This window comes from Roseibium sp. (assembly GCF_039982295.1).
In the GTDB taxonomy this organism is placed as follows: Bacteria; Pseudomonadota; Alphaproteobacteria; order Rhizobiales; family Stappiaceae; genus Roseibium.
Map to the genome: position 1 here is coordinate 50,113 of NZ_JBDWYP010000084.1, position 21,587 is coordinate 71,699.

The following is a 21,587-nucleotide window of genomic DNA, read 5'->3' on the forward strand; positions in this document are numbered from 1 at the left end:
GCGTTACTCGACGGCCAATGCCTTGTCGATCAACGCTTGGCCACCATCGACCTTCTCGGCAAAGTTCTTGTAGGAAGTCTCCTTTGCGATCGCGAGCCACTGGTCGTAGTCGTCACCCGACATTTCCACGACCTCGACACCAGCGTTCGAATAGGCCTCTACCAGTTTGTCATCGAGGCTCTTCGCTTCACCCAGGAAGTACTCTTCGGCAACCTTGCCGGCGGCTAGCAAGGCCTTCTGCTGGTCTTCGTTCAGCTCGTCCCAGCTGCGCTTGGACATGAGGATCGGTTCGTACATGAACCACAGGGCGTTTGCGCCAGGCTTGGTCAGGCAAGTTGCCTGCTCATAGATCCGGTAAGAAACGAAGGAGCCGGAAGACGTGTTGGCGGCATCCAGAACACCGGTCTGAAGACCCGTGTAGATTTCGGACGACGGCATGGAGGCGATGGAGGCCCCTGCCCCGACCAGCATTTGTTCAAACGCAGGACCTGCTGCGCGAGTCACCTGACCCTTCATGCTTTCCGGGCTGGTGATGCACTGCTTCTTGGAAGCAAAGGCACCGGCCAACCAGGCATCGGCCAACACTACAACGCCAGCGTCATTGATGACTTTCTTGATGTCATCCATGAAAGGCGACGTGTTCAGGCGAGCAGCGCGATCGTGGTTGCGCACCAGGCCCGGCATCAGGGTCGCGGAAAATTCCGGGTGACGGCCCGAGGCATAATCAAGCGGGAATGCCGAGATATCCAGCACGCCCTTGACCATGGCGCCCCACTGTTCGCGCGGCTTGAACAGGGACTTGCCCGGATAGACCTGGATCTTCAGGTCGACATTGGCATTGGCGACTTCACGGGCCAGAATCTGGACCATCTCGTCACGGACGTCGCCCTTGCCACCTGGCCACTGGTGCGATGCCTTGAGTGTTGTCTCGGCCTGGGCCATCGGAGATGCAGCAAGCATCGCGACGCTCATGGCCAGTGCCGTTTTCGTAAAATAGTTCATTATTTCCTCCCATCGGGGGCGAGCGTCCGGTTCCCGGCCTTCCGCTCCTCTGCCCCTTGCGGCGTTATCCGCCTTCACGCAGGCAATCATAGAGCCCGCATGCGAGTCAACGAATTTTGTATACAAGAATAAGCTCTTTGCATATTTTGAAAAGATGACCAAGCACCCGACCAGAACCCGACGGGCTCAGGCCCTGCGTGAAATGCTTGAAAACGACATCGTCACGGGCCGCTATCCGGCGGGCTCGCGCCTGGACGAAGTTACTCTGGCCAACAGGTTTGAAGTCTCACGCACGCCGATCCGCGAGGCGCTGATCGAGTTGTCGGTTGCAGGTCTGGTCGAGATTCGCCCGCGCAGGGGCAGCTTCGTGCGCGACATCAGCATCGGGCGTCTGATCGAAATGTTCGAAGTGATGGCAGATCTTGAGGCCAGTTGCGGCCGGCTGGCGGCGCGCCGGATCACATCCGCAGAACTGATACGGTTGAAGGACGCCCATGCCGCCTGTTCCGAGGCTCAGCGCGACGGGGATCCCGACGCCTATTTCCGCGCCAACCAGACCTTTCACGAAACCATCTATGGCGCGAGCCACAACAGCTTTCTGGCAGAGCAGGCCCTGCACCTGCAGAACCGACTGAAGGTCTACCGCCGCGTGCAGCTGAGAGTGCCGAACCGCGTTTCCAATTCGCACGCCGAACATGAGCAGATCGTCAAGGCAATTGCCGCCGGCGATGCCGCCGCTGCTGCCGAAGCGATGCGCCAGCATGTGCTGATCCAGGGCGAACGTTTCAACGACTTCGTCGCCTCGGTTTCCGCCCACCGCCAGGGAAGCTCAGCCGAGCAGATCAACGCGGCCGTGTAGTCATTGATCCGGATTGCATGACGGCAGCTGCCGGGCTCTTCTGAAAGCCTGCTGCCGGCAAGCGTCCAGGGGCAAGACGTCCCCAACATGCCTGCGTTTGGAAAGACCTTCAGAGGTTTCGCCTCCGACTGCGTCATGCGGCTCTTGGAATAAGCAAGCAAGGCCTCACCAACGCGATCTGCGCCGCGCGACGAGGTCAGGAAAAGGAGCCACCGCAATGACACGCAAACAGTTTTGCATCGCCCTTGCCGTCTCATTCACCTTTCCGCTCTGGCCAGCCACCGCGCAAGACTACACCCCTGCCGAGGGGTTCCATGATCTCAGCGGACTGCCGACGACCGGCATGTATCCCCAAGGTGGCCAAAAGCCTGGCGAAGGCAAGCTTCGCCGCAAACCACCCGAGGGCAATTTGCAATCGCAGGAGATCCAGGTCGGCCCGGCCAGCTTTGCAGTCAACTATCCGTTCTTCGACAATTTCGAAGCATTACCTGATGATGTGGACTATGTGCGTGAGCCGATCCGAAGCTTCACTCGCCCCGAGGGCGACACGCATTATTACGAGGTCGTTCTGGTCCACAGTGTGAATGTGAGCTGGGTGCAAGCCGCTGTGCTCGCCGAAGCCGAGGGCGGCTACCTCGCCTCTATCACCTCACCGGAGGAAAATGCCTTTGTCTTCGGCCTTGTTAATGACGACAAGTATTTCTGGCGGTTTCCGGACGATTACACGCCTGACAGCCACTATCGCATCATGATCGGCCCGTTCCTCGGCGGGGTGCGGGTATCCGACACAAAGGTGTCTCTCGAGGGATGGCAATGGCTTTCAGGCGAACCCTGGGAATACAGCAACTGGGCACAGAACCTTGACGACGGCATCATAGACCGCGACCCGCGCGACGACACCCAGCCCAATGGGCAGGGGCGTCAGAACGTGATGGGGTTTGGCGAGCTGAATTTGCCCGTTGCCACTTGGGGCGACTATTGGGACACCGTCTCCCAATATGGCGAGCGCGACATACCCTCTGGCTACAACAGGGGGTTCATCATCGAATATGACGAAATGCCCGGTTAAACACTTCGAAGCGACTTTGCCGAATACCGCCCTTCGGCATGCAATTGAGCGGAGGAAAGTAGCTGTCAATCACAACACTGTTGAACTGCCGCTTCGCCCCGAGGCTGCCTAGACAGCCGCCAGAACAGGAGCTCGTTCTGGCAGTCAGTCGATCAGCCGCGCGGCTTCGGGCCACCGGCTGGTACGCAGGCAACCGCGCCGTCGCCACCTTGAGGCGGTGCCATGCAGGTACCGGTCATCGCGTTGCCGTCCGGAAGGGTAACCTGGCAGCTGTCATTCACGGCCTTTGATTGGCAGGCGTCAAACGCTTCCTGCGGCGGGCGCCCGCCCCGGGGCCGACGTTCGGAGTTGCCCTGACCGGACTGGGCGAGCTGGACCCTTTCGATCCGGATTGGCGTGAACGCAGCAGCCTCGTCGGCCAGAACAGGCTGGACCATGACAGCCTGGCCGAGACCAGACAGGGACATCAACACGGCGGCAGCAGCCGGCGCGAAGCGCAGGGACATACGTTTCATTTGAACTCTCTTGTTTAAGCTTCAGGTTCAGTTTTGGGGGAGTTTGCCCGCAAGCGGGCGCCGTGACCTCAGGGCCGCGGAGGGCGGCGGCTGGCATCACAGACCATGCCACTTTCAGGCAGAACACAGCCGGTCTGGGCCGCCAGGCACCCGAGGATCTGGTTCGAACCGGCAGAGCCCACATGATAGTGATAGGGCAGCCCCTCACCTTCACGGCCGTAGCAGGCATCTAGGCCTTCCGGCTCGGTGCCATCGGCCATCATATGCGGAAAGATCGCATGGCCATCCATGGCAATACCGATCTGCCCGCCATGAGCCTCCGCCGCCTCGGGGTCGACCCCCTTCAGCGTCGTGGCGGCCGGCGACAGGCAATCTGTCACCGCATGATAATGATAACCGACATGCAGGTTCACATGGCCGCCGCAGTCATCAAACGGCGCGATGGTATGCGCGCCCAGGATCGCATCCAGCGGCGCAGGTCCATCGAGGCGCACCCCATTTGAGGCGACCCCCGAGCCACCACGCTGCGTCGCCTGCTGCCTTTTGCCGGGAACGGGTTCCAACGGAATGACATACGTCACCGAGGCATCTTCGGGCATATACTCGGGCAGGCACTGGACGCAGTGGTTCTGATATTGCGGATCAACGTCCGGCCGTGCGGCCGCCTCGCAGGCCTCAAGGGTGCCGGTGTAGCGCACGTCGCCGGTTTCCGGATCGTAGAGCTTCCATTTGGAATCTCCATAGACCTCGGCCAGTCGCGTGATGAAGTCACCGTCGACATCGACCGCCTTGCCATCCAGGAACCAGATGCCGCCGGCCTCGGCGCCTTGCGACACATTCGTCGGACACCAGGGGCCCGGCGTGTAATCCTGCGGATCCGGACGGACGGTGATGGAGAAGCAGGTTGTCTTCGCCCCTTCCGACAGGGTGCAATCAACCTTGGTCGGCCCCTCGACGATTTGCGCGCCGGAAAAGAAGCTGGCGACGCGGGCAAGGTCGGGATCGGCGGGGTGATCTCCATGGGCGGCAGCCGGTCCGGCAAGGACAACGGCGGCCAGGGTGGAGAGCAGGCGAACCGCCTTCGCAGATCTGCGAATTTCGGCCGAATTCAAGCGCATGAGGAACCCCTCAACGTGTTTGCAATGGTCGCCCCCGACTTGTTGCGCGAAAACACTTAGTATATTAACAATGATCATGCAAGTTGATCAGATCGATTTTCACGGACTGCTTCACAGCGCCAATCTCGTCGAAACGGAACTGCGCAAGAAGCTTGCTCCTTTGGGTGTTCAGCCGCGCCAGGCGCTTGTGCTTGAAGCCATGAGCCGCATGGGACCTGTATCCCAGGTAGAGCTAGCAGCGACATTCGGCGTCAGCGCCGCCAGCATGAGCACCATGACCGAACGGCTACTGGCGGCAGGCTATCTCACCCGCTCCGTTGACCCAGCCTCGCGCCGGAGCAACATCCTGGAGTTGACCGACAACGGCCGCACTTTGCTGGACGGGATAGTCACGGCCTGGTCGGAAGTCGACGCCGTCATCAAGGCGGTTCTGGGCGAAGACGCACCGGCGCTCTTCAACCTCGCCCGTCAGCTCCGAAATGGCCTGGGCGGCAAGATCCCCGGAACGGACCGGGCTAATTCCGGCGAAGAGGTCTAAGCGGCGGAATGACAAGTCTGTGCATTACAACCCCGGCAAATGGCGGGGAAGCGAACAAATTTGCGTTCTGGCAACTTATGTTCCGGCAACTTGCGTTCAATTTCGGGTTTTAGTCGCTGCACCGGCGTTCACTGAGATTTCAAAAACAGCTTCTTAAGATGGCGCCACGGATACCCGGCACCTAATTCCCCAGAAACATGCTTTCATCACTCGCTGCAGCTTCGACGAGGAGATCTATGGAGGTTCGTATTTGCGGGCTGTCCGCAGCATCTTTGCGGTAGATGGCCCAAAGCTCACCAATTTGATGATCGGCAGACGAAGTAAGCTGCTGAAGCCCAGGCCAGTTTCGTCCCAAGATGCAAGGAAGATAGGCGGACCCGATGCCAGACGCCGCAAGTGATGCGGCTGCAATGAGAGAGTTGGTCGACATCGACGGTGTGGTTACATCGACCGCATCGGTGCAGGTCGGGATGATTTCCTCTGCACCATCACGACCGAACAGGTTTACGACGGCTCCGCTTCGTGCCGAAAGCTCTGCGGGCATATCTTCCGATTGCGTCATGCCAAACAGAGCCCACTTCACTCTCGTCAACTTCCGCCCAAACAGATCCTCGTTGGAGGGTGTCGATGGCCAAAGAGAGATATCGAACTCTTCTGCTGTTTGACTTGGGCTCCGATCCGATACGCTCAAGGCAATATCGAGGTTCGGACATTTCTCGCGGATTTTCGCCAAATGCCTCGCGACAAAAAAGGGAGCAATCACCTCGCTCGCACTGATGCGGAGCCTGTTCTGACCGGCATTGACTGCGGATTTCAATGAAAGCTCCGCAGCTTGCGCGAGCGCCTCCATTTCCTCTGCCTTGGAAATCAGTAGCTTGCCTACATGTGTTGGCTCGTACCCCCTTTCCGCTTTTCGAAACAGGGGGGCACCCGCACGTTCTTCGATCTGAGCGACACGCCGCATAACCGTTGAGACGGCGACACCGAGCGCACGTGCGGTCTTATAGAGGCTCTTGTTGCGAGCAATTGCCAAGATGACGAGATAGTCATTCCATTCAAGCATGGTTGCGATTGTAGAACTCCACTTTCTATCTGCGCAACTAACTGTCGCGTGATTTCGTTGCTAGTTCTTAGTCAGGAGACATCTGGAAGGACCTAAAAATGCAACTCATTTGCCTAGCCCTGGCAACGGCCATTACATTGCTGGCACTCGTCACTCACATGACTATCGGGACCGCACAGAACGCGTCACCCATCTTGAAAAACACAACGCTGCCTGAAGATCCGCGCAACACACTGATGTTCTCATGGAAAGCCAACAGCGTCCTGATGCTCTTCATGACCATCGCATTTGGCAGTGGTTTTTTTCTGGAGGCTGGCTTGCTGGTTCTCTACAACGCGCTTCTTGCCGGAGGATTGGCTATCGCAGCCGTATTCGTCGCCGTTCAAGCTGGCGCGAACCCCTTGAAATTTCCGCCCATGCCACTCTTCACCTGTATCGCCGTGCTCGGCATTTGCAGCTACGTGCTTTCGGCAGGCGTCTGAAAGAAATGAGCAAGACCCCGATCGTTCACCAATGCGAACTTCCGGCAGACAGCCTGCTTTGGAAGTGGGCCGAACCTGATGACTTTCTTGATTGTTTCGTCATCGCGGCGGTGGTTCCTCCCCGCCGCGCGGCCGAGATCATCACGGCTTTTCCGCTCTGGGCCCGCATCCTTTTGAAGGTGCGTGGCATGGTCGCCTTTGTCTTTGGACTATCCACCGACGGACCTGATGTTGTCGACAAAGTCGGGCCGTTCCCGGTCGAAATCGAAACGAGCGAGGAGGTCATCGCAGGTTTCAATGACAAGCACCTGAATTTTCGCGTCTCGGTCATAGCGAAAGACAGGAGGGTATCCCTCGCCACTTGGGTGCATGTACACAATTTGGGAGGACGTCTTTATCTTCTCTGCATCATGCCGTTTCACATTCTGATCGCAAAGGATGCTCTGAGGCGGGTTTCGTCACACGCGGCGGCAGATGTGCAACGGCGCATTTATTGACGACGACTCCCGCTGAGATCCGGATGTTCGCACAAACCGACATCTGGGTCTCAGTGGCTCGATTGCAGCCGTCAGCAAGAGCGTGATGCGATGGCTCACCCTTCGTCATCAAAAATCTCTTCAATCGATTTTTCAAAGAGCCTCGCAATCTGGAACGCCAGGGGCAACGAGGGATCAAATTTTCCGTTTTCAATCGCGTTGATCGAATTTCTTGAAACACCAAGCTTTTCTGCGAGATCCGCCTGGGTCCAGCTTCGTTCGGCGCGCAGGACACGAATTGCATTCTTCATCGCATTGACACCCACCAGACCATGAGCCCGGCGATGAAAACGCAAACCAACGTAAACATGGCGAAGACAATACCCAGACCGAACCCTGCGGCGGCGGGAAGCACATCGTTGGCAGACAAAGCGGCAAAGTAGGAAATCCAGCCCTGAATGTCCGGCACTACCTTCATCAACAAGACAAAGAGACAAACAAGAGGCACCCCGATGCCGCTGGCGAAGGCAAGGGCATACCTGATGCTGGCGGCAACCACTTCATCGGTCCCGCCAAGAACAGACATGAAGCACAAGGCCGCATACGAGATACAGAACAGGACGAATAGAACCTGAGCGGTAAATGAGGTTTCTGCAATCATGAAATAGCTGGTGCCGAGTACGATCAGGACGAACATCGAAATTTGGGTTGGTCTGCTCAAAGTCATATCAAGTTTCCTTGTCAATTTGCAAAGTTTACTTGTCACGATTCGCATGTGATGTAAAGCTTCAACAACTGGCGACGTAGCTCGGCAAGGGCTAAGAAAGGGGCAAAAATGATCGCTGAGATACTCGGCCAGATGTTTGTCGGTGCACTGCGTGAGGGTTGGCCTGAGGCAATCAATCGCCGCTCCAACGCTCGCTCAGCATTCTTCTGAACGCCAGCTCCGCGACGTTCTAGGCGGCAAGATCCCCGGAACGGACCGTCGCACGCCCCGGTCAGAACCCCAAGTTTCACCCAAGTCAGCGCCCGAAGACGCCGACTGAGGGTTGAGAGCGATACGCGCTGGCGGCTTTTCCGTCCCTAGTGACGGGGCCGGGGCAGCGCTGCCTGAAGGGCGTCGACCGTAACGCCGAGTTTGCCCGCGACCTCGTTCAGATCAGCATGCGGGCCACCGGCTTCCGTCAATGTCCGGCGCAGCAGATCGGCATCCACGCCCAAGACTTTGGCCACCGCGGCAAAGTCAGGGCCACCCGGCCGACCGGGTCCTCCTGCGCCGCCGGGTCCTCCGGGACCGCCGGGCGCCGAGGCGGAGCCGATGCCGTTGCTTGCGGTCGTGGAGAAATTCTCCCGAGCCACGACCCCGACCAGACAGGCCGGCAGGTTGGGGAAGCTCTCGCTGGCGTGGTAGTGATAGACCGGCTCGCCGCCCTCCCCGGTGAGACCGACATGTCCGCCGCAGTCGTCCAGACCGACCGGCACCGAGCCATCATGTTCGCGCGAGCCGTACATGGCGAAACCGTCAAAGGCATAGCCGAACTGGGCCGTCTGATCCTGCTCGACATTGACGCAATCCGCGTCGACGCCTTCCTTGTCAAAGAGCGCATTCACATCCGTGGCCGTGGCGTGCCAGTGATACCATCCACCCGGGTCGACGTGGCCGCCACAGGTGTCGAGCGCCGGCATGTGGCCGGTGTGCAGCACGGAAGGCGCGTCGGCAAAGATCGGCACACCGTCAAGCCCGATCCCGATCTTCGAGACCGTTCCAAGCATGGCCGGTTCCTCCGCCATCACCGGGGTGATCGGAATGAGAACCGTCATCTCGACGTCCGTGTCCACCGAGCCGGAGATGCACTCGTTGGGCTCGGTCGGCCCCTCGACGCGAATGTCGAAGGAGTAGACCTCACCGGCCTCGTTGAAAAACGTGTAGCCCTGGGCGTCCAGCATCTTCAGAAAAGCGCCGTCGATCCGGTACAAGCCGGCCTCGTCGCCATCCCAGTTCCAGATGCCGCCGTCATCGTCCAGCGTCGCCGGGCAGAAGGGGCCGATCTCGAGGTTGTCGGGCAGATATTTCACGACATATTTGGCACATTGCGCTGCATCGCCGTTCTCCAACGTGCAGTCCACGACCTCGCTCGGCGCGGCAAGGGCGGCCTTTTCGACCGAATGCGCACCGGCATGCCCAAAAGCGCTTGTCGACAGGGGCAATGTGCAGACGACAGACAGCATCAGGGTCTTGTACGGGACGTCCGTCTGTGTGAGCAGCGACGGGATCAGCGGCATTCGGTTGGTCTCCTGCATTCCATTCCGGCAAGGCCGGTGTGTTTCAAAGCCTGCGTCTGGCGCGTCGGCCTGGCATTGCACCGCCCGCACACAGACCTTACAACAGCTTCATGTTACTTTAATTAGGACCCTAACCACATGGATGCAATCGAGCAAGATTCAGACAGACTGGAGGTGGGTCAGCCAGTTGCGGATCGGCAGGCTTCGGATCGCGACGCGCCGGGCTGGCAGCGCACAGGCAAGAAGGGCCCGGGGTTCCTGCTGCTGGCGCATTGCGCACATCTCCTGGACGAGCGTCTGCGCGTGTTGCTGAAACCGCTCGGACTGCACGCGGGTCAGGCGCGTGTTCTCCACGCCCTCAACCGCATGGGCAAGGCCTCGCAAAGACAACTGGCCGACGAGTTCAATGTCACGCCCGCAAGCATGAGCCAGATGACCAAGCGCCTGATCAACAACGGCTTCATCGAGGTTCACAGCGACCCGGACGACCGGCGGACCAGCATTCTCTCGCTGACCGCCAAAGGCCAGGACCTGCTGACCAGGGTGTTTGCCGTCTGGGACCAGATCGACCAGATCATCATCGCAGAAATCGGCGCCGACCACGCCGAACAGCTTTTCACCAACAGCCGAAACCTGCGCGACGCGCTGGGTGGCCGCGCCCCGGGAACAAAGCCCACGGGGGTCGGCGCCGACGAGTAGGACAAAGGGCGTGAAGTGAGGCGCATCAAGTCTAGTGAGCCCTACACTGAAGCCAAGCTAGCCGTCGATGCTAATACATCTTACGCGCCAAACTCGCTGACCACTTCGGCTCACATAAGAGAATATTTCACTCGAATAGTAACTAAGACTGGTAGACCTCTTATTTAGATCAACCCACCAATTTCGTAATCAGATCTTTCGTTCGTGCGTCTTTAAAGTAGCGATTAGACGAGAAGTTTGCATCCGCTTCTTGAGCATCATGATATAATTTTGAGACGTCTAAAATAGCCTCTTCCACACATTTCTCGACCAAGTCGAAGTCCCACAAATCAACATCATCTCGACCGCAGATCTGCCGGATTGCAAACAGTGCGTGAAAAGCCCCATCGATCAGTGACATTTCACCAAGCCTCAACTGTAAACCTTCTCTGATTTTCTTTCGTACTTCTTTCTTCTTGTCATTGAGACGCTGAGCCAATTTAAAAGAAGTGAGCAGCCGGACTGCAGTAAGATCCTCGGCGAATACAGTATCATAGAGGTCGCCAAAGACGCGACCGCGGTCCTTCTTGGCGGTTTCTGGCAGACCAATACCATAGGCTAAATACGCTTGACCTGCTGAAAGTGCGTCCACCCGTTTGGCAAGTGGCTTATCGGCGTGTTGCCCAGCTTTTCTTTCGTAATGATACCCAAGATCAGCAAATGCATCTTCGAGCTGCCTTTGTTGCCGGTCATTAGAGCGGAGATCTCGAACATTGATTGGCGTCTGGCTATTTGTCGTTTCGGCTATAGACAATTTTACGTCTTCCGATGAAGTCTCAATTATTCTGACAAGTAGAATGACATCATCAATTCTCGATCTATCTTCTTTTGCCGCTTCAAAGAGACAATTTGAAGTCTGCCCACCGTTGACAATCTGCACGTTTGTAAGTTTTATCTTCGGCGATCGTCGCGACGGGCCAAGCTCAACTTTATCGCAGGTCATGGTAATCCCATTGTTTTGATACCAAAACATATGGTTCTCGTCAGAGAGAGCAGACTCGATAATCCGCCGATTGATACGGTTCTTTCGCTTCAAATAGACACGTACATTTTGATCGAAAATCCCGGTTTCCACTTGCTCCGGGTCAACGTCTGATTTTATAGCGTCAACGATATCCAAAGCAGCGACAGAACAAACTATGCCCCGAAGATTTTGATCGGTTCTATCAAAAAAATTCGTATCAATTACCGTTATTTCACGCACCAACGCTGGCGTTTTCTTTTCAATGAAAAAGTCCGAAAGTGCGTCCAGATCATGCATCCTAAACTCAATAGCTTTGTATCTTGAGAAGGCAGTTTGGATCCTCTTCATTTCGGTATCGATCAAAGGTGCAGTATTTCCAACAAAGTGCACCGTGATCGTCGCATTTGACTCCTTCAGTATTTCAAGTGCGTCAGCAATTTTGGCTTTCAAAAGATCGTTCACGCTTCCGAGCGCATCAGAATCGTGACCAGTTAAGTCGGTTACGAGAGAAGCTAGTTTGTCGATCTCTGAACTGGGGAAATGATTTTTGGATTTAGAGAAGTCACCGACGCATTTTGTTTGGAAGATATGAATATCTTTTCTTGTGTCGCGATCGTCGATAAAAAGCGCGTCTGCACCTCTATCGTTGCCGCCATCTGTTATTGCATCAATAGCTTCATCTATATCGATCTCCATAATAGCTGAGACGGCAACCACGGTCAGAGCCTTCGTTCGATCCAGCTCTTCATTATCCATCAATGTCGCAGTAATTTTTTGATCAAGTGCGTTCCAATCGAATGAGTTCGCCAAAACCAGTTTCCTCCGAATGATCCTGAAATCGCGACAACCTTTTCGCACTTTTTTATACTATTTCATCGACATGTTGGTAGCGGCAGAATTGAATGAGTTATGTCCATTCCCTCCACACCCCATCTTGAAGTTCGGCGCCGCTTGAGGCACCCTTGGTTCACCTTGACGTAAAAGGAAGGGATCGGACCTTTGCGCGTTCAGACCATGCCGGAGAAAATTGCCGACGGGACCATTCATGTGATCGGGATCTGTCTGGGGATTGCGGCCCTGATCACCCTTGTGGCCGTCTTGTGGAACACTCAGGATCTGGGGCGGCAGGTGTCGGTCTTCATCTATGCGGGCTGCCTGCTGGCCATGCTGATCTGCTCGGCGCTCTACAACATGCTGGCCAAGGACAACAAGACCGGCATCCTGCGCAAGCTGGACCATGCGGCGATCTTTCTCCTGATTGCCGGCACCTATACGCCACTGGCCTCCATGATCATCGGCGGCTGGACCGGCGGCATCCTTCTGGCGGTGATCTGGACCGGCGCGCTGACCGGCGCCTTCCTGAAACTGACCAAGCTTCAAGGTGTCGAGAGGATCACCGTGCCGCTGTGCCTTGCTCTGGGCTGGGTCGTCGTCTTCGCCTTCAAGCCGCTGATGGACAATGCGTCGAATTTCGGCTTCTGGATGATCATCGCCGGCGGCCTGCTCTATACGGTCGGCACGGCGTTTTACGCCTGGAAGCGGCTGCCGTTCCAGAACGCCATCTGGCACGCCTTCGTTCTGGCCGCCGCCGTCTGCCATTTCTCTGCGGTGCTGAACGACGTGGCGCTGGGGCCGGTTTCCGGCAGCTGACTTTCAGATGACGTTCAAACAAAACGGGCGCCGCCCATGTCCCTCAGGTTCTTGAGGGTCCAGGCAGCGCCCGCCATGTTCGGTCGCGCCATCGCGTTCGCTCTATAAGTGTGCCTTCTCAGGCCTCACTGTCGTCCTCGTCCTTTTTCAGCACGATGACCTTTGTTCTGAGCGGCACGCGCTCGAACAGGTCGATCACATCCTGCTGCCACATGCGGATGCAGCCGGAGGAGGCACTCGTGCCAATGCTCCTGGGCTGGTTCGTGCCGTGGATGCGATAGAGCGTGTCCACCGACCCCTGCCACAGATCCATTGCCCTTGCGCCGAGCGGGTTCTTGAGGCCTGCGGGATAGCCGTCTTTCCAGTAGCGCTCCAGAGATGGCTTGCGGGCGATCATTTCCCGTGGAGGGCGCCAGATCGGATGTTCGCGCTTGACCCGGATCAGCGCCTCGCCCGACCAGGCAAAGCCGGCCCGGCCGACGCCGATGCCGTAGCGCAGGGCCTTTTTCGGGCTCAAGGTCCAGTAGAGGAAATTATTGTAGGGATCGACAATGATCGTGCCCGGCTTTTCGCGGGACTTGTAGTCCACCACCTGGCGGAGAAACTTGGGGTCGAAGGCCTTGTAGTTGATCGCCGGCCAGGTGTACTCGCCATCGGGCAGCGCCGCATAGGCGGCGTCATAGTCGAAGGTTTCGTCCGGCAGGGGCGGCTGGCCCGGAAGGCCCACGGTGTAGCAGCCGGCCAGCGGCAGAGCGAGACCCGCCAGGCCACCCAGCGTGAACAGGCGGCGTGACACATGAGACCCATCGCCTGACCGGGGCGCATCGCCCGCAGGAAAGTCCAGTGGAGATGGATCGTTCAACTTCCTCGGCATAAAAACTCCGATAATTTTATAAAAAGATGCAGCAATGCCCCTGTCATGGGCCAGAAGGGCGCGTCTTGGCAAGGTGCTTTGTGGCGCAGGGCTCTGCCCCGTGGTCACATTTTCGATAAACAAGGCTTTTCAGCGCGCTCAAAAAGGGTCAACCTGAGTGTCCCTCCTGTTTTTACCCTGCTCTTTTATGAGCCCTCCTCTCTTGCCGGATATCCCATGACCGTCACCTCCCCGTCTGCCTCTGCCACTGTTCCCATTTTCGACGGCCATAACGACACGCTGCTGAAACACGTCGTTGCCCGGGGTACCGACCGCGAGACCGATTTCTTTCAGCGTGCAGAGACCGGCCATCTGGATCTGCCTCGGGCACGCGAAGGCGGATTTGCAGGTGGGCTGTTTGCCATGTTTGTGCCCTCCAACATTCACCAGGATTTCTCCAAGCCCTACAATCCGAATGACCCCAAGAACTATGCCGAGATCGGCCAGCCCGAGGCGCTCGGCTTCACGATGAAGATGGCATCAGAGGCCTACCGGCTGGAGCGCCAGTCGAAAGGTCAGATCCGCGTCTGCCGGTCCGTGCCCGAGATCCGGGACTGTATCGAGCGCGGTATTCTTGCAATCTCCCTTCACATTGAAGGGGCAGAGGCCATCGACACGGATTTCGACGCGCTGGAGGTTCTCCACGGCGCGGGCCTGCGCTCACTTGGACCAGTCTGGAGCCGGAACAACGTATTTGCCCATGGGGTGCCGATGCAGTTCCCTGCCTCCCCCGACATTGGCCCCGGTCTGACGGATGCGGGCAAGGCACTGGTTTCCGCCTGTAATGATCTGCGTGTCCTGATCGACCTGTCCCACCTGAATGAGAAGGGTTTCTGGGACGTGGCCCGTCTCAGCGACGCACCGCTGGTCGCCAGTCACTCCAATGTCCATGCCCTGTGCCAGAATGCGCGCAACCTCACGGACAAGCAGCTGGATGCAATCCGCGAGAGCAAGGGGCTAGTCGGACTGAATTTCCATGTTGCCTTCCTGCGCGAGGACGGCGCCTACAAGCGCGATACGCCTGTGGAGGTCATGGTCCGGCATGTGGCTTATCTGGTAGAGAGGCTGGGAGAGGACGGGGTCGCTCTCGGCTCGGACTTCGACGGCTGCATGACGCCCAGTGCGGTTTCCGACTCGGCCAAGCTGCCGACCCTGATCGAAGCCTTTCGCACGGCTGGGTTCGGCGAAGAACTTATTGTAAAAATTGCGTATAAAAATTGGCTCTCCGTCCTTGAGCGCACGCAAAATTGATCAAAAACGCCTCTGCTCGCGCATTTGTGATCTTATACATTGCCGGTTTCGGAAAGTTTCGGAAGATTTTGGAACCGCCTTTGTTACACTTTTGCGACGATGCTAATCGGTTCAAGTGTAGTCGCGTTTCCAGATACATCGCCTTTTGGGACAAACCGGTCGAGCGTCACGAACGAAACACAACCTGCGGCAATGCCGGGAGAAGATGCCAACCTCAAAGGCCGAAACAGGTCACTGTCGGGTACATGCCGTTGGGCAATGGTCCGTTTGAGAGAAAAGGCACGCAACCGGATACGCCGCAGACAGGGCAAGGGAACACGCACGACCCCATCGACAGCGCTGTTGCCACTGGTTGAGGCATTGCCTCAAACCGTGGCTAGAACGTCAGGGCACCTGCCTTTTGGGTAGGAAGCTGGTGCCCTGACATGCACAGAGATGTGTCGTGCCTTTGCTGGGGGGACAGCAGGCAGATGACATTATCCGAGGCCCGGGCAGCCGAGGTTGGAACGGATCCTTTCGCAGTGCCAAAAGGTGCGCGTAAATCCAGAGTGGTCTACAGATCGCTCAAACGGCAGATCCTGCTGGGCATTTTGACGCCCGACAGTCCGATCACCGAGCAATCCCTTGCCGCGGAGTTTGACTGCTCCCAGGGGACGGTCCGCGAGGCCCTGCTGTCGCTGCAGGAAAACGGCCTTGTCGACCGCCGCGGCTATGAGGGAACCTATGTCACCCGGACCACCGACGCGGAAGCCGCCGTTTTGGCCAGGATCCGCTTTAATCTGGAATATGCCGGCATGGAAAGGGCGGTCGCCCGGGCCTCAGGCAACGATTGCGAGCGGCTGCGTGAGCTGGCGGAACTCTATCTGACATGCCGGTCAGAGGACGATATCTTTGCCTGCTCCGAGGTCGATCGGGCCTTTCACATGAGCATCTTCAAGATTGCCGATATGCCGATGCTCGAACCGATCCTGCATCGCACCCTGGTCCAGTTGCACCGCTTTGTGGTCTCCAGGCACCAGGGCAACATTCTCCGGGACGAACTTCAGACAGACCCTCACGGCAAGATTGTCGATGCGATGGAGCAACGCGAGGCCGCTAGCGCCCAACGGGTGTTGACCGATCACATCGGCCTGTCCCTGGCGAATCTTGCGCCGGAAGTCCACAAAGTTGTGTTTCGAGACAACGCAGTGGCTCATCTGCCGCTCGGGATCAGCTGAGCTGCCTTGATGTTTCAGCCTGCAACGCGGGGCGGCGCGCGCTAGCCGCCGGCCAAATGGCTCTGGGTCAACAACGCTGCTCCGATCAGTTCCCTGGTGTAGGGGCTTTGCGGTGCCTCGAAGATGTCTTCCGTCTGTCCGGCTTCGACCACCTTGCCTCTCTGCATGACCATCACCGTGTCGGCAATTGCACGAACCACGGCAAGGTCATGACTGATGAAAAGGTAGGTCAGACCATGGGCGGCCTGGAGGTCGCGAAGCAGGTCCACGATCTGCTTTTGAATGGTCCGGTCGAGGGCCGACGTCGGCTCATCAAGCACCACAAGGTCAGGCTTCAGCACCATGGTCCGCGCAATGGCAATGCGCTGGCGCTGCCCGCCAGAAAACTCATGCGGATAGCGGTTGCGCATGACCGGATCGAGAGCGACCTCTTCCAAAGCCTGGCAGGCTCTCTCGTCCCGCTCGCGGGCAGAGAGGGACGGCTCATGCACCAACAGGCCCTCGGAGATGATTTGGCCAACGGTCAGCCGCGGGCTGAGAGAGCCGAAAGGGTCCTGGAACACCAGCTGCATATTGCGACGCAGAGCCCGCATGGAGGCGCGGTTCTTGCCAGAAATCAGCTCACCGTCAAAAACCACCCGGCCTGACGAGGGCAACAGATTGAGGACAGCGCGGCCAAGTGTCGATTTACCCGATCCACTCTCCCCAACGATGCCGAGTGTCTGTCCACGGCGCAGGGAAAAGGAAACATCATCGACCGCCTTCAAGACATGCGAAGGCGTCAGAAATCCAGAATCAAGCGCGAAGGCCACCTGAACCTTTTGCGCCTCCAGAAGGATGGGTGCTTTTGGCCCCACGACCGCTTTGGATCCGGTCGGTTCGGCGTCCAAAAGCATACGGGTATAGGCGTGGGCTGGCGTCTCGAAAATCGGCCCGGTTTCGCCTTTCTCGACAACTTCACCGTCTTTCATGACGTAAACGCGGTCGGCGATCTTGCGGACGATGCCCAGGTCGTGGGTGATGAAGATGATCGCCATGCCGAGGCGTTGTTGCAGATCGGCCAGCAGCTCGAGGATCTGAGCCTGCGTGGTGACATCAAGCGCGGTCGTGGGCTCATCGGCGATCAGCACATCCGGGTCATTGGCCAGCGCCATGGCAATCATCACACGCTGACGTTGGCCGCCAGAGAGTTCGTAAGGGTAGGCCTTTATCTTGCGATCCGGCTCGGGAATATTGACGAGCGTCAGCAGCTCGAGCGCCTTCGCCTGTGCCGCCTTCCAGGACAGTCCGCCGTGAACCACCATGGGCTCTGCGAGCTGGCGACCGATCGTGTAAAGCGGATCCAGCGAGGTCATTGGCTCCTGAAAGATCATGGTGATCTTTCTGCCGCGCACCTGGTTGAGTTCTCGGACCGCCATCCCGAGGATGTTCCGATCCTGATAGGTCACTTCACCCGCCGTCCGCCCGTTTGAGGCGAGCAGCCCCATTGCGGCCATCATGGTCTGGCTCTTGCCCGAGCCGCTCTCGCCGACAATGGCGACTGTCTCGCCAGCATTGACGTTGATATCCACGCCGCGCACCGCGTGAACTGGTCCGGTCGGGGTTTCGAAATCCACGGTCAGGCCGCTGATCGTGAGAACCGGATTGGTGTCTGCTTCGGTCATCGTCTTCCCCTCACCTGTCCTTGGGATCCAGCGCATCGCGCAGACCATCACCGATGAAATTCAACGCAAACAGCGTTGAGGTCAGGAAGATCGACGGGAAGATCAACATCCAGGGCGCGCCTTGAAGGTTCCGCGCGCCCTCGGAAATCAGGACGCCCCAGCTGGTCATCGGCTCTTGCACGCCAAGGCCGAGGAAGGACAGGAAACTTTCCAGAAGAATGACCTTTGGCACCAGCAGCGTCATGTAAACAACGACCGGTCCGAGCGTGTTGGGAATAATATGCCGTTTCAGGATACCGCCATCGCTGACGCCCATGGCTTCCGCTGCCTGAACATACTCCTGACGCTTGATGGTCAGCGTCTGGCCGCGCACGATACGCGCCATATCCAGCCATTCCACCGCGCCGACTGCGATGAACATCAGAATGAAATTCCGGCCGAAGAAGACCACGAGCATAATGACGAAGAAGATGAAGGGCAGCGAATAAAGCACATCGACAACCCGCATCATCATCTGGTCAATGCGCCCGCCGAGATAGCCGGACGTCGCCCCATAAATGACGCCGATGGTGATGGCCACCACTGTCGCCAGAAGACCGATTGTCAGGGAGACGCGCCCGGCAATGAAGGTTCGGGTCATCATGTCCCGGCCGTTTGCATCCGTGCCGAAGTAGAAATGCACGAAGTTGATATCTGCTCTGAGCACGGCTGACTTCTTGTCCGTCGAAAAGCCTTCGAGCACGGCATTTTCAAACATGTCGCTGCGGTCGACGTAGCGGACGGTTCGCGGATCAATCTCGCGTTTGGAGGCGATGTCCACGACAACCTCATCGCCTTCACGGGCATAGTCGACGATGGTGACCCTTGCGCGCTTCAGGAGGGCCCGAAACGCCGGTTCGATCTCGTCAGGCTTGGGATAGGCCGACAGGCTGGCCGGGACCTTGACGTAGCCGCGATAGACCTTGTCGAAGGAATGAGGCGACAGCATCGGGCCAAGGATCGAAATCAGGGTGATGGCCGAAAGGACAATCATGCTGGCGACAGCGGCCCGGTTGGCAAGCAGGCGGTCGCGGGCGTCATCCCAAAGCGAGCGTCCCTGGGCCGGGGTCTTGCCGGTCTCTAGCAAAGGTGTGGTCATGCCGGCTCTCCTCAATCGTAGCGCACACGCGGATCGAGCAGCGCATAGAGCAGATCCACGATGAGGTTGAACAGGATGACGAAACAGGCGACGACAACGACAGTACCCATGACGAGGGTGTAGTCACGGTTGAGCGCCCCCTGGACGAAATAGCGTCCAATGCCGGGAATGCCGAAGATGGTTTCGACCACGACGGAGCCGGTCAGAAGGGCCGCGGCTGCAGGACCCAGATAAGACACCACAGGCAGGACCGCGCCGCGCAGGGCGTGGACGACGATGACCATGTAGTTGGTCAGGCCATAGGCCCTTGCCGTGCGCACATGATTTGACCTCAAGGCCTCGATCATCGACCCCCGGGTCAGGCGCGCGACCACCGCCACCTGAGGCAGAGCCAATGTGACCACCGGCAGGATCACATTGAGGAATGCGCCGCCGTTCCAGCCGCCGACCGGAAGCCAGCCGAGCCAGACGCCCAGGGTGAGCGTCAAGATCGGGGCAATGACGAAATTGGGAATGGTCACGCCCAAGGTTGCTGCGGTCATGACGGTGTAGTCAGTGGCCTGGTTCTGACGCAGAGCTGCGATGATCCCAAGCACGCCGCCGACAACAAGCGCAACGCACAGAGCAGTCAGTCCCAACTGAATGGAGATCGGCAGGCTCTGGGCGAAAAGCTCATTGATCGTGAAGTCGCGAAAATAAAAACTCGGGCCAAAATCGAGCGCGGCAATGCTCTTCAGGTAGAGCAGATACTGGTTCCAGAGCGGCTGATCCAGATGATAGATCCGATTGAGATTTTCCATCACCTTGGCTTCAAGCGGCCGCTCCAGATCGAAGGGGCCTCCGGGAGCTATGCGGATGAGGAAAAATGAAATCGTGACAATGAGAAAGAGGGTCGGGATCGCCCCCAACAGTCGTCCCAGCACATAGCGGTGCATGACCTGGCCCCTGATACCTTACGTTCTTGTTGTTTTCGGCGGTCTGACGCCACCTTGCCTCAAAGCTGCCGGCATAAAAGCCGGCGGGAGCGCCCCGCCGGCTTGCTATCATGCCTTACTCGGAAATGCTCATCCAGCGGCTCGGATGAATGTTGAGGAGATTGTCCTCAAAACCGGCAACCTTGTCCGAAACCAGGTTCATGGAGCCGTAGTACATCAGCGGGATGAACGGCAGGTCGCGCATGAAGATCGCTTCGGCCTGCTTGAGCATGTCAGCGCGCTTTTCCAGATCGACAGTTGCCGCTGCATCATCCATCAGCTTGTCGTATTCCGGATTGTTGTAGCGGGCATAGTTGAAGCCGTCGTTGTCGCTTTCCACCATGAACAGGAAGTTCTGCGGGTCCGAATAATCACCGATCCAGCCGGCACGGGCGACGTCAAAGTCTCCCCGGTCGCGCAGCATGGCGTAGTGGGTCTTGGTGTCGGTGTTGATCATCTCGACCTCGACCCCGAGAGGCTTCCACATATCGGCGATGGCAACGGCCGTGTTCTTGTGGTTTTCGGACGTGTTGTAGTTGATGGTCAGCGTGATCGGGTTGTCCGGGCCGTAACCGGCCTTGGTCAGCAGTTCGATCGCCTTGTCTTCACGATCGATGATGGACATGTCCTTGTAGTCGGCGAAAGCCGGTTCGCCGTAGTTGCCGATGCCCGGCGGCACGAAGGAATAGCCGGCGACCATGGTCGAGCCCCAGATCTCATCGGCCAGGAACTCCCGATCAATCGCCATGGAGAGTGCCTGACGCACGTCCGGATTGGACAGCGCCTCATCCTCATGGTTCAGGGCGTAATAGTAGGTTCCCAGATAAGGCGCGACGCGGAACTGATCGCCAAGCTCCTTGCGCATGAAGTCGACCTGTTCGGTCGGCGCATCATTGTTGGTGTGAAGCTCACCGGCCTGGAAACGACGCAGCGCAGCGCCGCGATCCTCGGTCGGATAGTAATAGACCGTGTCGATAGCCACATCCGCGGCACTGTGGAAGTTCGCGTTCTTTTCCGCCTTGACGTGGGCGTTCGGAATGAACTCGGTCAGCGTAAAGGCGCCGTTGGTGACGATATTGCCTGGCTTGACGAAATCCGTGCCGAATTTCTCGACTGTGGCAGGATGCACCGGCAGTCCGGTCTGATGACCCAGAAGGTCAATGAAATAGGGCGTCGCGGAGGCCAGCTTGATCTCCAGCGTCTTGTCGTCGATCGCCTTGACGCCGAGTTCATCAACCGGCTTCTCGCCCTTGTTGATCGCCTCCGCATTGAGGATCGGATAGAGCACCGTCGCGTATTTCGCGCCGGTTTCAGGCGACATGATCCGCTTCAGGGAATAGACGAAATCGCCAGCGACGACCGGGTCGCCATTGGACCACTTGGCATCATCTCGCAGGGTGAATGTGTAGGTCGTGCCGTCGTCGGAGACCGCCCAGTCGGTGGCGACCCCGGGAATGACCTTGCCATCGGCGCCGTAGGCAACGAGACCCTCATAGAGATCACGCAGGATATGCGCTTCATAGACGGTTGAGGTCTTGTGCTGATCAAGCGTTTCCGGATCCGCGGCGTTGCCACGGTGATAGACAACTTCCGCCATGGCAGCGACGGATGTGGTGGCCATGAGAACCGCGGCCAATGCGGACATGCGCAAGGACTTCATCATTTCGATCTCC

22 protein-coding genes are annotated in these 21,587 nt (G+C 58.0%); 9 read left to right on the top strand and 13 right to left on the bottom strand.

Annotation, left to right across the window (positions count from 1 at the left end; all coding sequences use genetic code 11):
- Nucleotides 1-3: 3 nt before the first annotated feature.
- Complete coding sequence (dctP, locus tag ABJZ52_RS17875; protein WP_348192336.1) at nt 4-1,002, bottom strand: TRAP transporter substrate-binding protein DctP; 999 nt, start codon at nt 1,000-1,002, stop codon at nt 4-6.
- A 154-nt stretch (nt 1,003-1,156) separates the two neighbouring features.
- On the opposite strand from dctP, the gene ABJZ52_RS17880 reads away from it, so the two are divergent.
- Both ABJZ52_RS17880 and ABJZ52_RS17885 read left to right on the top strand, forming a co-directional pair.
- Nucleotides 1,157-1,861 (top strand): GntR family transcriptional regulator, encoded by a 705-nt coding sequence (locus ABJZ52_RS17880; RefSeq protein ID WP_348192339.1) that lies wholly within the window; start codon nt 1,157-1,159, stop codon nt 1,859-1,861.
- A 217-nt stretch (nt 1,862-2,078) separates the two neighbouring features.
- Nucleotides 2,079-2,930, top strand: coding sequence for a hypothetical protein (locus ABJZ52_RS17885; RefSeq protein ID WP_348192342.1), 852 nt, complete (start codon nt 2,079-2,081; stop codon nt 2,928-2,930).
- A gap of 152 nt (nt 2,931-3,082) precedes the next feature.
- Here ABJZ52_RS17885 and ABJZ52_RS17890 read toward each other — a convergent pair whose 3' ends face one another.
- Together ABJZ52_RS17890 and ABJZ52_RS17895 are read right to left on the bottom strand one after the other, a co-directional pair.
- Nucleotides 3,083-3,445, bottom strand: a complete 363-nt coding sequence (locus tag ABJZ52_RS17890) for a hypothetical protein (RefSeq protein WP_348192345.1) — start codon at nt 3,443-3,445, stop codon at nt 3,083-3,085.
- Between the two features lie 68 nt (nt 3,446-3,513).
- On the bottom strand, nt 3,514-4,563 hold the full coding sequence (locus ABJZ52_RS17895; RefSeq protein ID WP_348192348.1) for a YHYH protein: 1,050 nt from the start codon (nt 4,561-4,563) through the stop codon (nt 3,514-3,516).
- Nucleotides 4,564-4,633: 70 nt separating this feature from the next.
- On the opposite strand from ABJZ52_RS17895, the gene ABJZ52_RS17900 reads away from it, so the two are divergent.
- The gene (locus ABJZ52_RS17900) at nt 4,634-5,101 is read left to right on the top strand and encodes a MarR family winged helix-turn-helix transcriptional regulator (protein ID WP_348192351.1); all 468 of its coding nucleotides are present in this window, start codon (nt 4,634-4,636) and stop codon (nt 5,099-5,101) included.
- A gap of 181 nt (nt 5,102-5,282) precedes the next feature.
- Here the strand turns inward: ABJZ52_RS17900 and ABJZ52_RS17905 are convergent, their stop codons facing one another.
- Entirely contained in the window at nt 5,283-6,164 is an 882-nt protein-coding gene (locus tag ABJZ52_RS17905) for a LysR family transcriptional regulator (RefSeq protein ID WP_348191576.1), read from the bottom strand.
- 98 nt (nt 6,165-6,262) lie between these two features.
- Here ABJZ52_RS17905 and ABJZ52_RS17910 point away from each other — a divergent pair, with 98 nt between their 5' ends.
- Together ABJZ52_RS17910 and ABJZ52_RS17915 are read left to right on the top strand one after the other, a co-directional pair.
- Complete coding sequence (locus ABJZ52_RS17910; protein ID WP_348191579.1) at nt 6,263-6,646, top strand: hypothetical protein; 384 nt, start codon at nt 6,263-6,265, stop codon at nt 6,644-6,646.
- Between the two features lie 5 nt (nt 6,647-6,651).
- The gene (locus tag ABJZ52_RS17915; RefSeq protein WP_348191582.1) at nt 6,652-7,143 is read left to right on the top strand and encodes a DUF2867 domain-containing protein; all 492 of its coding nucleotides are present in this window, start codon (nt 6,652-6,654) and stop codon (nt 7,141-7,143) included.
- 95 nt (nt 7,144-7,238) lie between these two features.
- On the opposite strand, the gene ABJZ52_RS17920 is transcribed toward ABJZ52_RS17915, so the two are convergent.
- From ABJZ52_RS17920 to ABJZ52_RS17930, 3 genes are all read right to left on the bottom strand, one after another.
- Nucleotides 7,239-7,433, bottom strand: coding sequence for a helix-turn-helix transcriptional regulator (locus ABJZ52_RS17920; protein WP_348191585.1), 195 nt, complete (start codon nt 7,431-7,433; stop codon nt 7,239-7,241).
- Nucleotides 7,430-7,849, bottom strand: coding sequence for a hypothetical protein (locus ABJZ52_RS17925; RefSeq protein WP_348192356.1), 420 nt, complete (start codon nt 7,847-7,849; stop codon nt 7,430-7,432). Before ABJZ52_RS17925 ends, ABJZ52_RS17920 begins: the two co-directional genes overlap by 4 nt.
- A gap of 356 nt (nt 7,850-8,205) precedes the next feature.
- Nucleotides 8,206-9,486, bottom strand: coding sequence for a YHYH protein (locus ABJZ52_RS17930; RefSeq protein ID WP_348209027.1), 1,281 nt, complete (start codon nt 9,484-9,486; stop codon nt 8,206-8,208).
- Nucleotides 9,487-9,543: 57 nt separating this feature from the next.
- Between ABJZ52_RS17930 and ABJZ52_RS17935 the strand changes: the two genes are divergently transcribed.
- The gene (locus ABJZ52_RS17935; RefSeq protein ID WP_348192362.1) at nt 9,544-10,104 is read left to right on the top strand and encodes a MarR family winged helix-turn-helix transcriptional regulator; all 561 of its coding nucleotides are present in this window, start codon (nt 9,544-9,546) and stop codon (nt 10,102-10,104) included.
- A 169-nt stretch (nt 10,105-10,273) separates the two neighbouring features.
- Here ABJZ52_RS17935 and ABJZ52_RS17940 read toward each other — a convergent pair whose 3' ends face one another.
- Entirely contained in the window at nt 10,274-11,917 is a 1,644-nt protein-coding gene (locus ABJZ52_RS17940; RefSeq protein WP_348192365.1) for an AIPR family protein, read from the bottom strand.
- Nucleotides 11,918-12,106: 189 nt separating this feature from the next.
- Here ABJZ52_RS17940 and ABJZ52_RS17945 point away from each other — a divergent pair, with 189 nt between their 5' ends.
- Nucleotides 12,107-12,757, top strand: a complete 651-nt coding sequence (locus ABJZ52_RS17945; protein WP_348192368.1) for a hemolysin III family protein — start codon at nt 12,107-12,109, stop codon at nt 12,755-12,757.
- 118 nt (nt 12,758-12,875) lie between these two features.
- On the opposite strand, the gene ABJZ52_RS17950 is transcribed toward ABJZ52_RS17945, so the two are convergent.
- On the bottom strand, nt 12,876-13,631 hold the full coding sequence (locus ABJZ52_RS17950) for a L,D-transpeptidase (RefSeq protein ID WP_348192370.1): 756 nt from the start codon (nt 13,629-13,631) through the stop codon (nt 12,876-12,878).
- Between the two features lie 216 nt (nt 13,632-13,847).
- Here ABJZ52_RS17950 and ABJZ52_RS17955 point away from each other — a divergent pair, with 216 nt between their 5' ends.
- Nucleotides 13,848-14,921 (top strand): dipeptidase, encoded by a 1,074-nt coding sequence (locus tag ABJZ52_RS17955; RefSeq protein ID WP_348192372.1) that lies wholly within the window; start codon nt 13,848-13,850, stop codon nt 14,919-14,921.
- A gap of 470 nt (nt 14,922-15,391) precedes the next feature.
- Nucleotides 15,392-16,138 (top strand): GntR family transcriptional regulator, encoded by a 747-nt coding sequence (locus ABJZ52_RS17960; protein WP_348192374.1) that lies wholly within the window; start codon nt 15,392-15,394, stop codon nt 16,136-16,138.
- A 41-nt stretch (nt 16,139-16,179) separates the two neighbouring features.
- Here the strand turns inward: ABJZ52_RS17960 and ABJZ52_RS17965 are convergent, their stop codons facing one another.
- The 4 genes from ABJZ52_RS17965 to ABJZ52_RS17980 all read right to left on the bottom strand — a co-directional run bounded on the left by ABJZ52_RS17965 (nt 16,180) and on the right by ABJZ52_RS17980 (nt 21,577).
- Nucleotides 16,180-17,802 (bottom strand): ABC transporter ATP-binding protein, encoded by a 1,623-nt coding sequence (locus ABJZ52_RS17965; RefSeq protein WP_348192376.1) that lies wholly within the window; start codon nt 17,800-17,802, stop codon nt 16,180-16,182.
- Between the two features lie 10 nt (nt 17,803-17,812).
- Nucleotides 17,813-18,940 (bottom strand): ABC transporter permease subunit, encoded by a 1,128-nt coding sequence (locus ABJZ52_RS17970; RefSeq protein ID WP_348192378.1) that lies wholly within the window; start codon nt 18,938-18,940, stop codon nt 17,813-17,815.
- Between the two features lie 11 nt (nt 18,941-18,951).
- Nucleotides 18,952-19,875, bottom strand: a complete 924-nt coding sequence (oppB, locus tag ABJZ52_RS17975; RefSeq protein ID WP_348192380.1) for an oligopeptide ABC transporter permease OppB — start codon at nt 19,873-19,875, stop codon at nt 18,952-18,954.
- Between the two features lie 115 nt (nt 19,876-19,990).
- Nucleotides 19,991-21,577, bottom strand: a complete 1,587-nt coding sequence (locus tag ABJZ52_RS17980) for a peptide ABC transporter substrate-binding protein (RefSeq protein ID WP_348192382.1) — start codon at nt 21,575-21,577, stop codon at nt 19,991-19,993.
- Nucleotides 21,578-21,587: the final 10 nt, after the last annotated feature.

Excerpts from the sequence above, each read along its gene's own strand:
- ABJZ52_RS17950 (WP_348192370.1), bottom strand. The coding sequence starts at position 13,631 with ATGCCGAGGAAGTTGAACGATCCATCTCCACTGGACTTTCCTGCGGGC.
- ABJZ52_RS17965 (WP_348192376.1), bottom strand. The coding sequence starts at position 17,802 with ATGACCGAAGCAGACACCAATCCGGTTCTCACGATCAGCGGCCTGACC.
- ABJZ52_RS17880 (WP_348192339.1), top strand. The coding sequence starts at position 1,157 with ATGACCAAGCACCCGACCAGAACCCGACGGGCTCAGGCCCTGCGTGAA.
- ABJZ52_RS17970 (WP_348192378.1), bottom strand. The coding sequence starts at position 18,940 with ATGACCACACCTTTGCTAGAGACCGGCAAGACCCCGGCCCAGGGACGC.
- ABJZ52_RS17980 (WP_348192382.1), bottom strand. The coding sequence starts at position 21,577 with ATGATGAAGTCCTTGCGCATGTCCGCATTGGCCGCGGTTCTCATGGCC.
- ABJZ52_RS17900 (WP_348192351.1), top strand. The coding sequence starts at position 4,634 with ATGATCATGCAAGTTGATCAGATCGATTTTCACGGACTGCTTCACAGC.
- ABJZ52_RS17920 (WP_348191585.1), bottom strand. The coding sequence starts at position 7,433 with ATGAAGAATGCAATTCGTGTCCTGCGCGCCGAACGAAGCTGGACCCAG.
- ABJZ52_RS17910 (WP_348191579.1), top strand. The coding sequence starts at position 6,263 with ATGCAACTCATTTGCCTAGCCCTGGCAACGGCCATTACATTGCTGGCA.
- ABJZ52_RS17960 (WP_348192374.1), top strand. The coding sequence starts at position 15,392 with ATGACATTATCCGAGGCCCGGGCAGCCGAGGTTGGAACGGATCCTTTC.
- ABJZ52_RS17925 (WP_348192356.1), bottom strand. The coding sequence starts at position 7,849 with ATGACTTTGAGCAGACCAACCCAAATTTCGATGTTCGTCCTGATCGTA.
- oppB (WP_348192380.1), bottom strand. The coding sequence starts at position 19,875 with ATGCACCGCTATGTGCTGGGACGACTGTTGGGGGCGATCCCGACCCTC.
- ABJZ52_RS17915 (WP_348191582.1), top strand. The coding sequence starts at position 6,652 with ATGAGCAAGACCCCGATCGTTCACCAATGCGAACTTCCGGCAGACAGC.
- dctP (WP_348192336.1), bottom strand. The coding sequence starts at position 1,002 with ATGAACTATTTTACGAAAACGGCACTGGCCATGAGCGTCGCGATGCTT.
- ABJZ52_RS17890 (WP_348192345.1), bottom strand. The coding sequence starts at position 3,445 with ATGAAACGTATGTCCCTGCGCTTCGCGCCGGCTGCTGCCGCCGTGTTG.
- ABJZ52_RS17905 (WP_348191576.1), bottom strand. The coding sequence starts at position 6,164 with ATGCTTGAATGGAATGACTATCTCGTCATCTTGGCAATTGCTCGCAAC.
- ABJZ52_RS17955 (WP_348192372.1), top strand. The coding sequence starts at position 13,848 with ATGACCGTCACCTCCCCGTCTGCCTCTGCCACTGTTCCCATTTTCGAC.
- ABJZ52_RS17895 (WP_348192348.1), bottom strand. The coding sequence starts at position 4,563 with ATGCGCTTGAATTCGGCCGAAATTCGCAGATCTGCGAAGGCGGTTCGC.
- ABJZ52_RS17935 (WP_348192362.1), top strand. The coding sequence starts at position 9,544 with ATGGATGCAATCGAGCAAGATTCAGACAGACTGGAGGTGGGTCAGCCA.
- ABJZ52_RS17885 (WP_348192342.1), top strand. The coding sequence starts at position 2,079 with ATGACACGCAAACAGTTTTGCATCGCCCTTGCCGTCTCATTCACCTTT.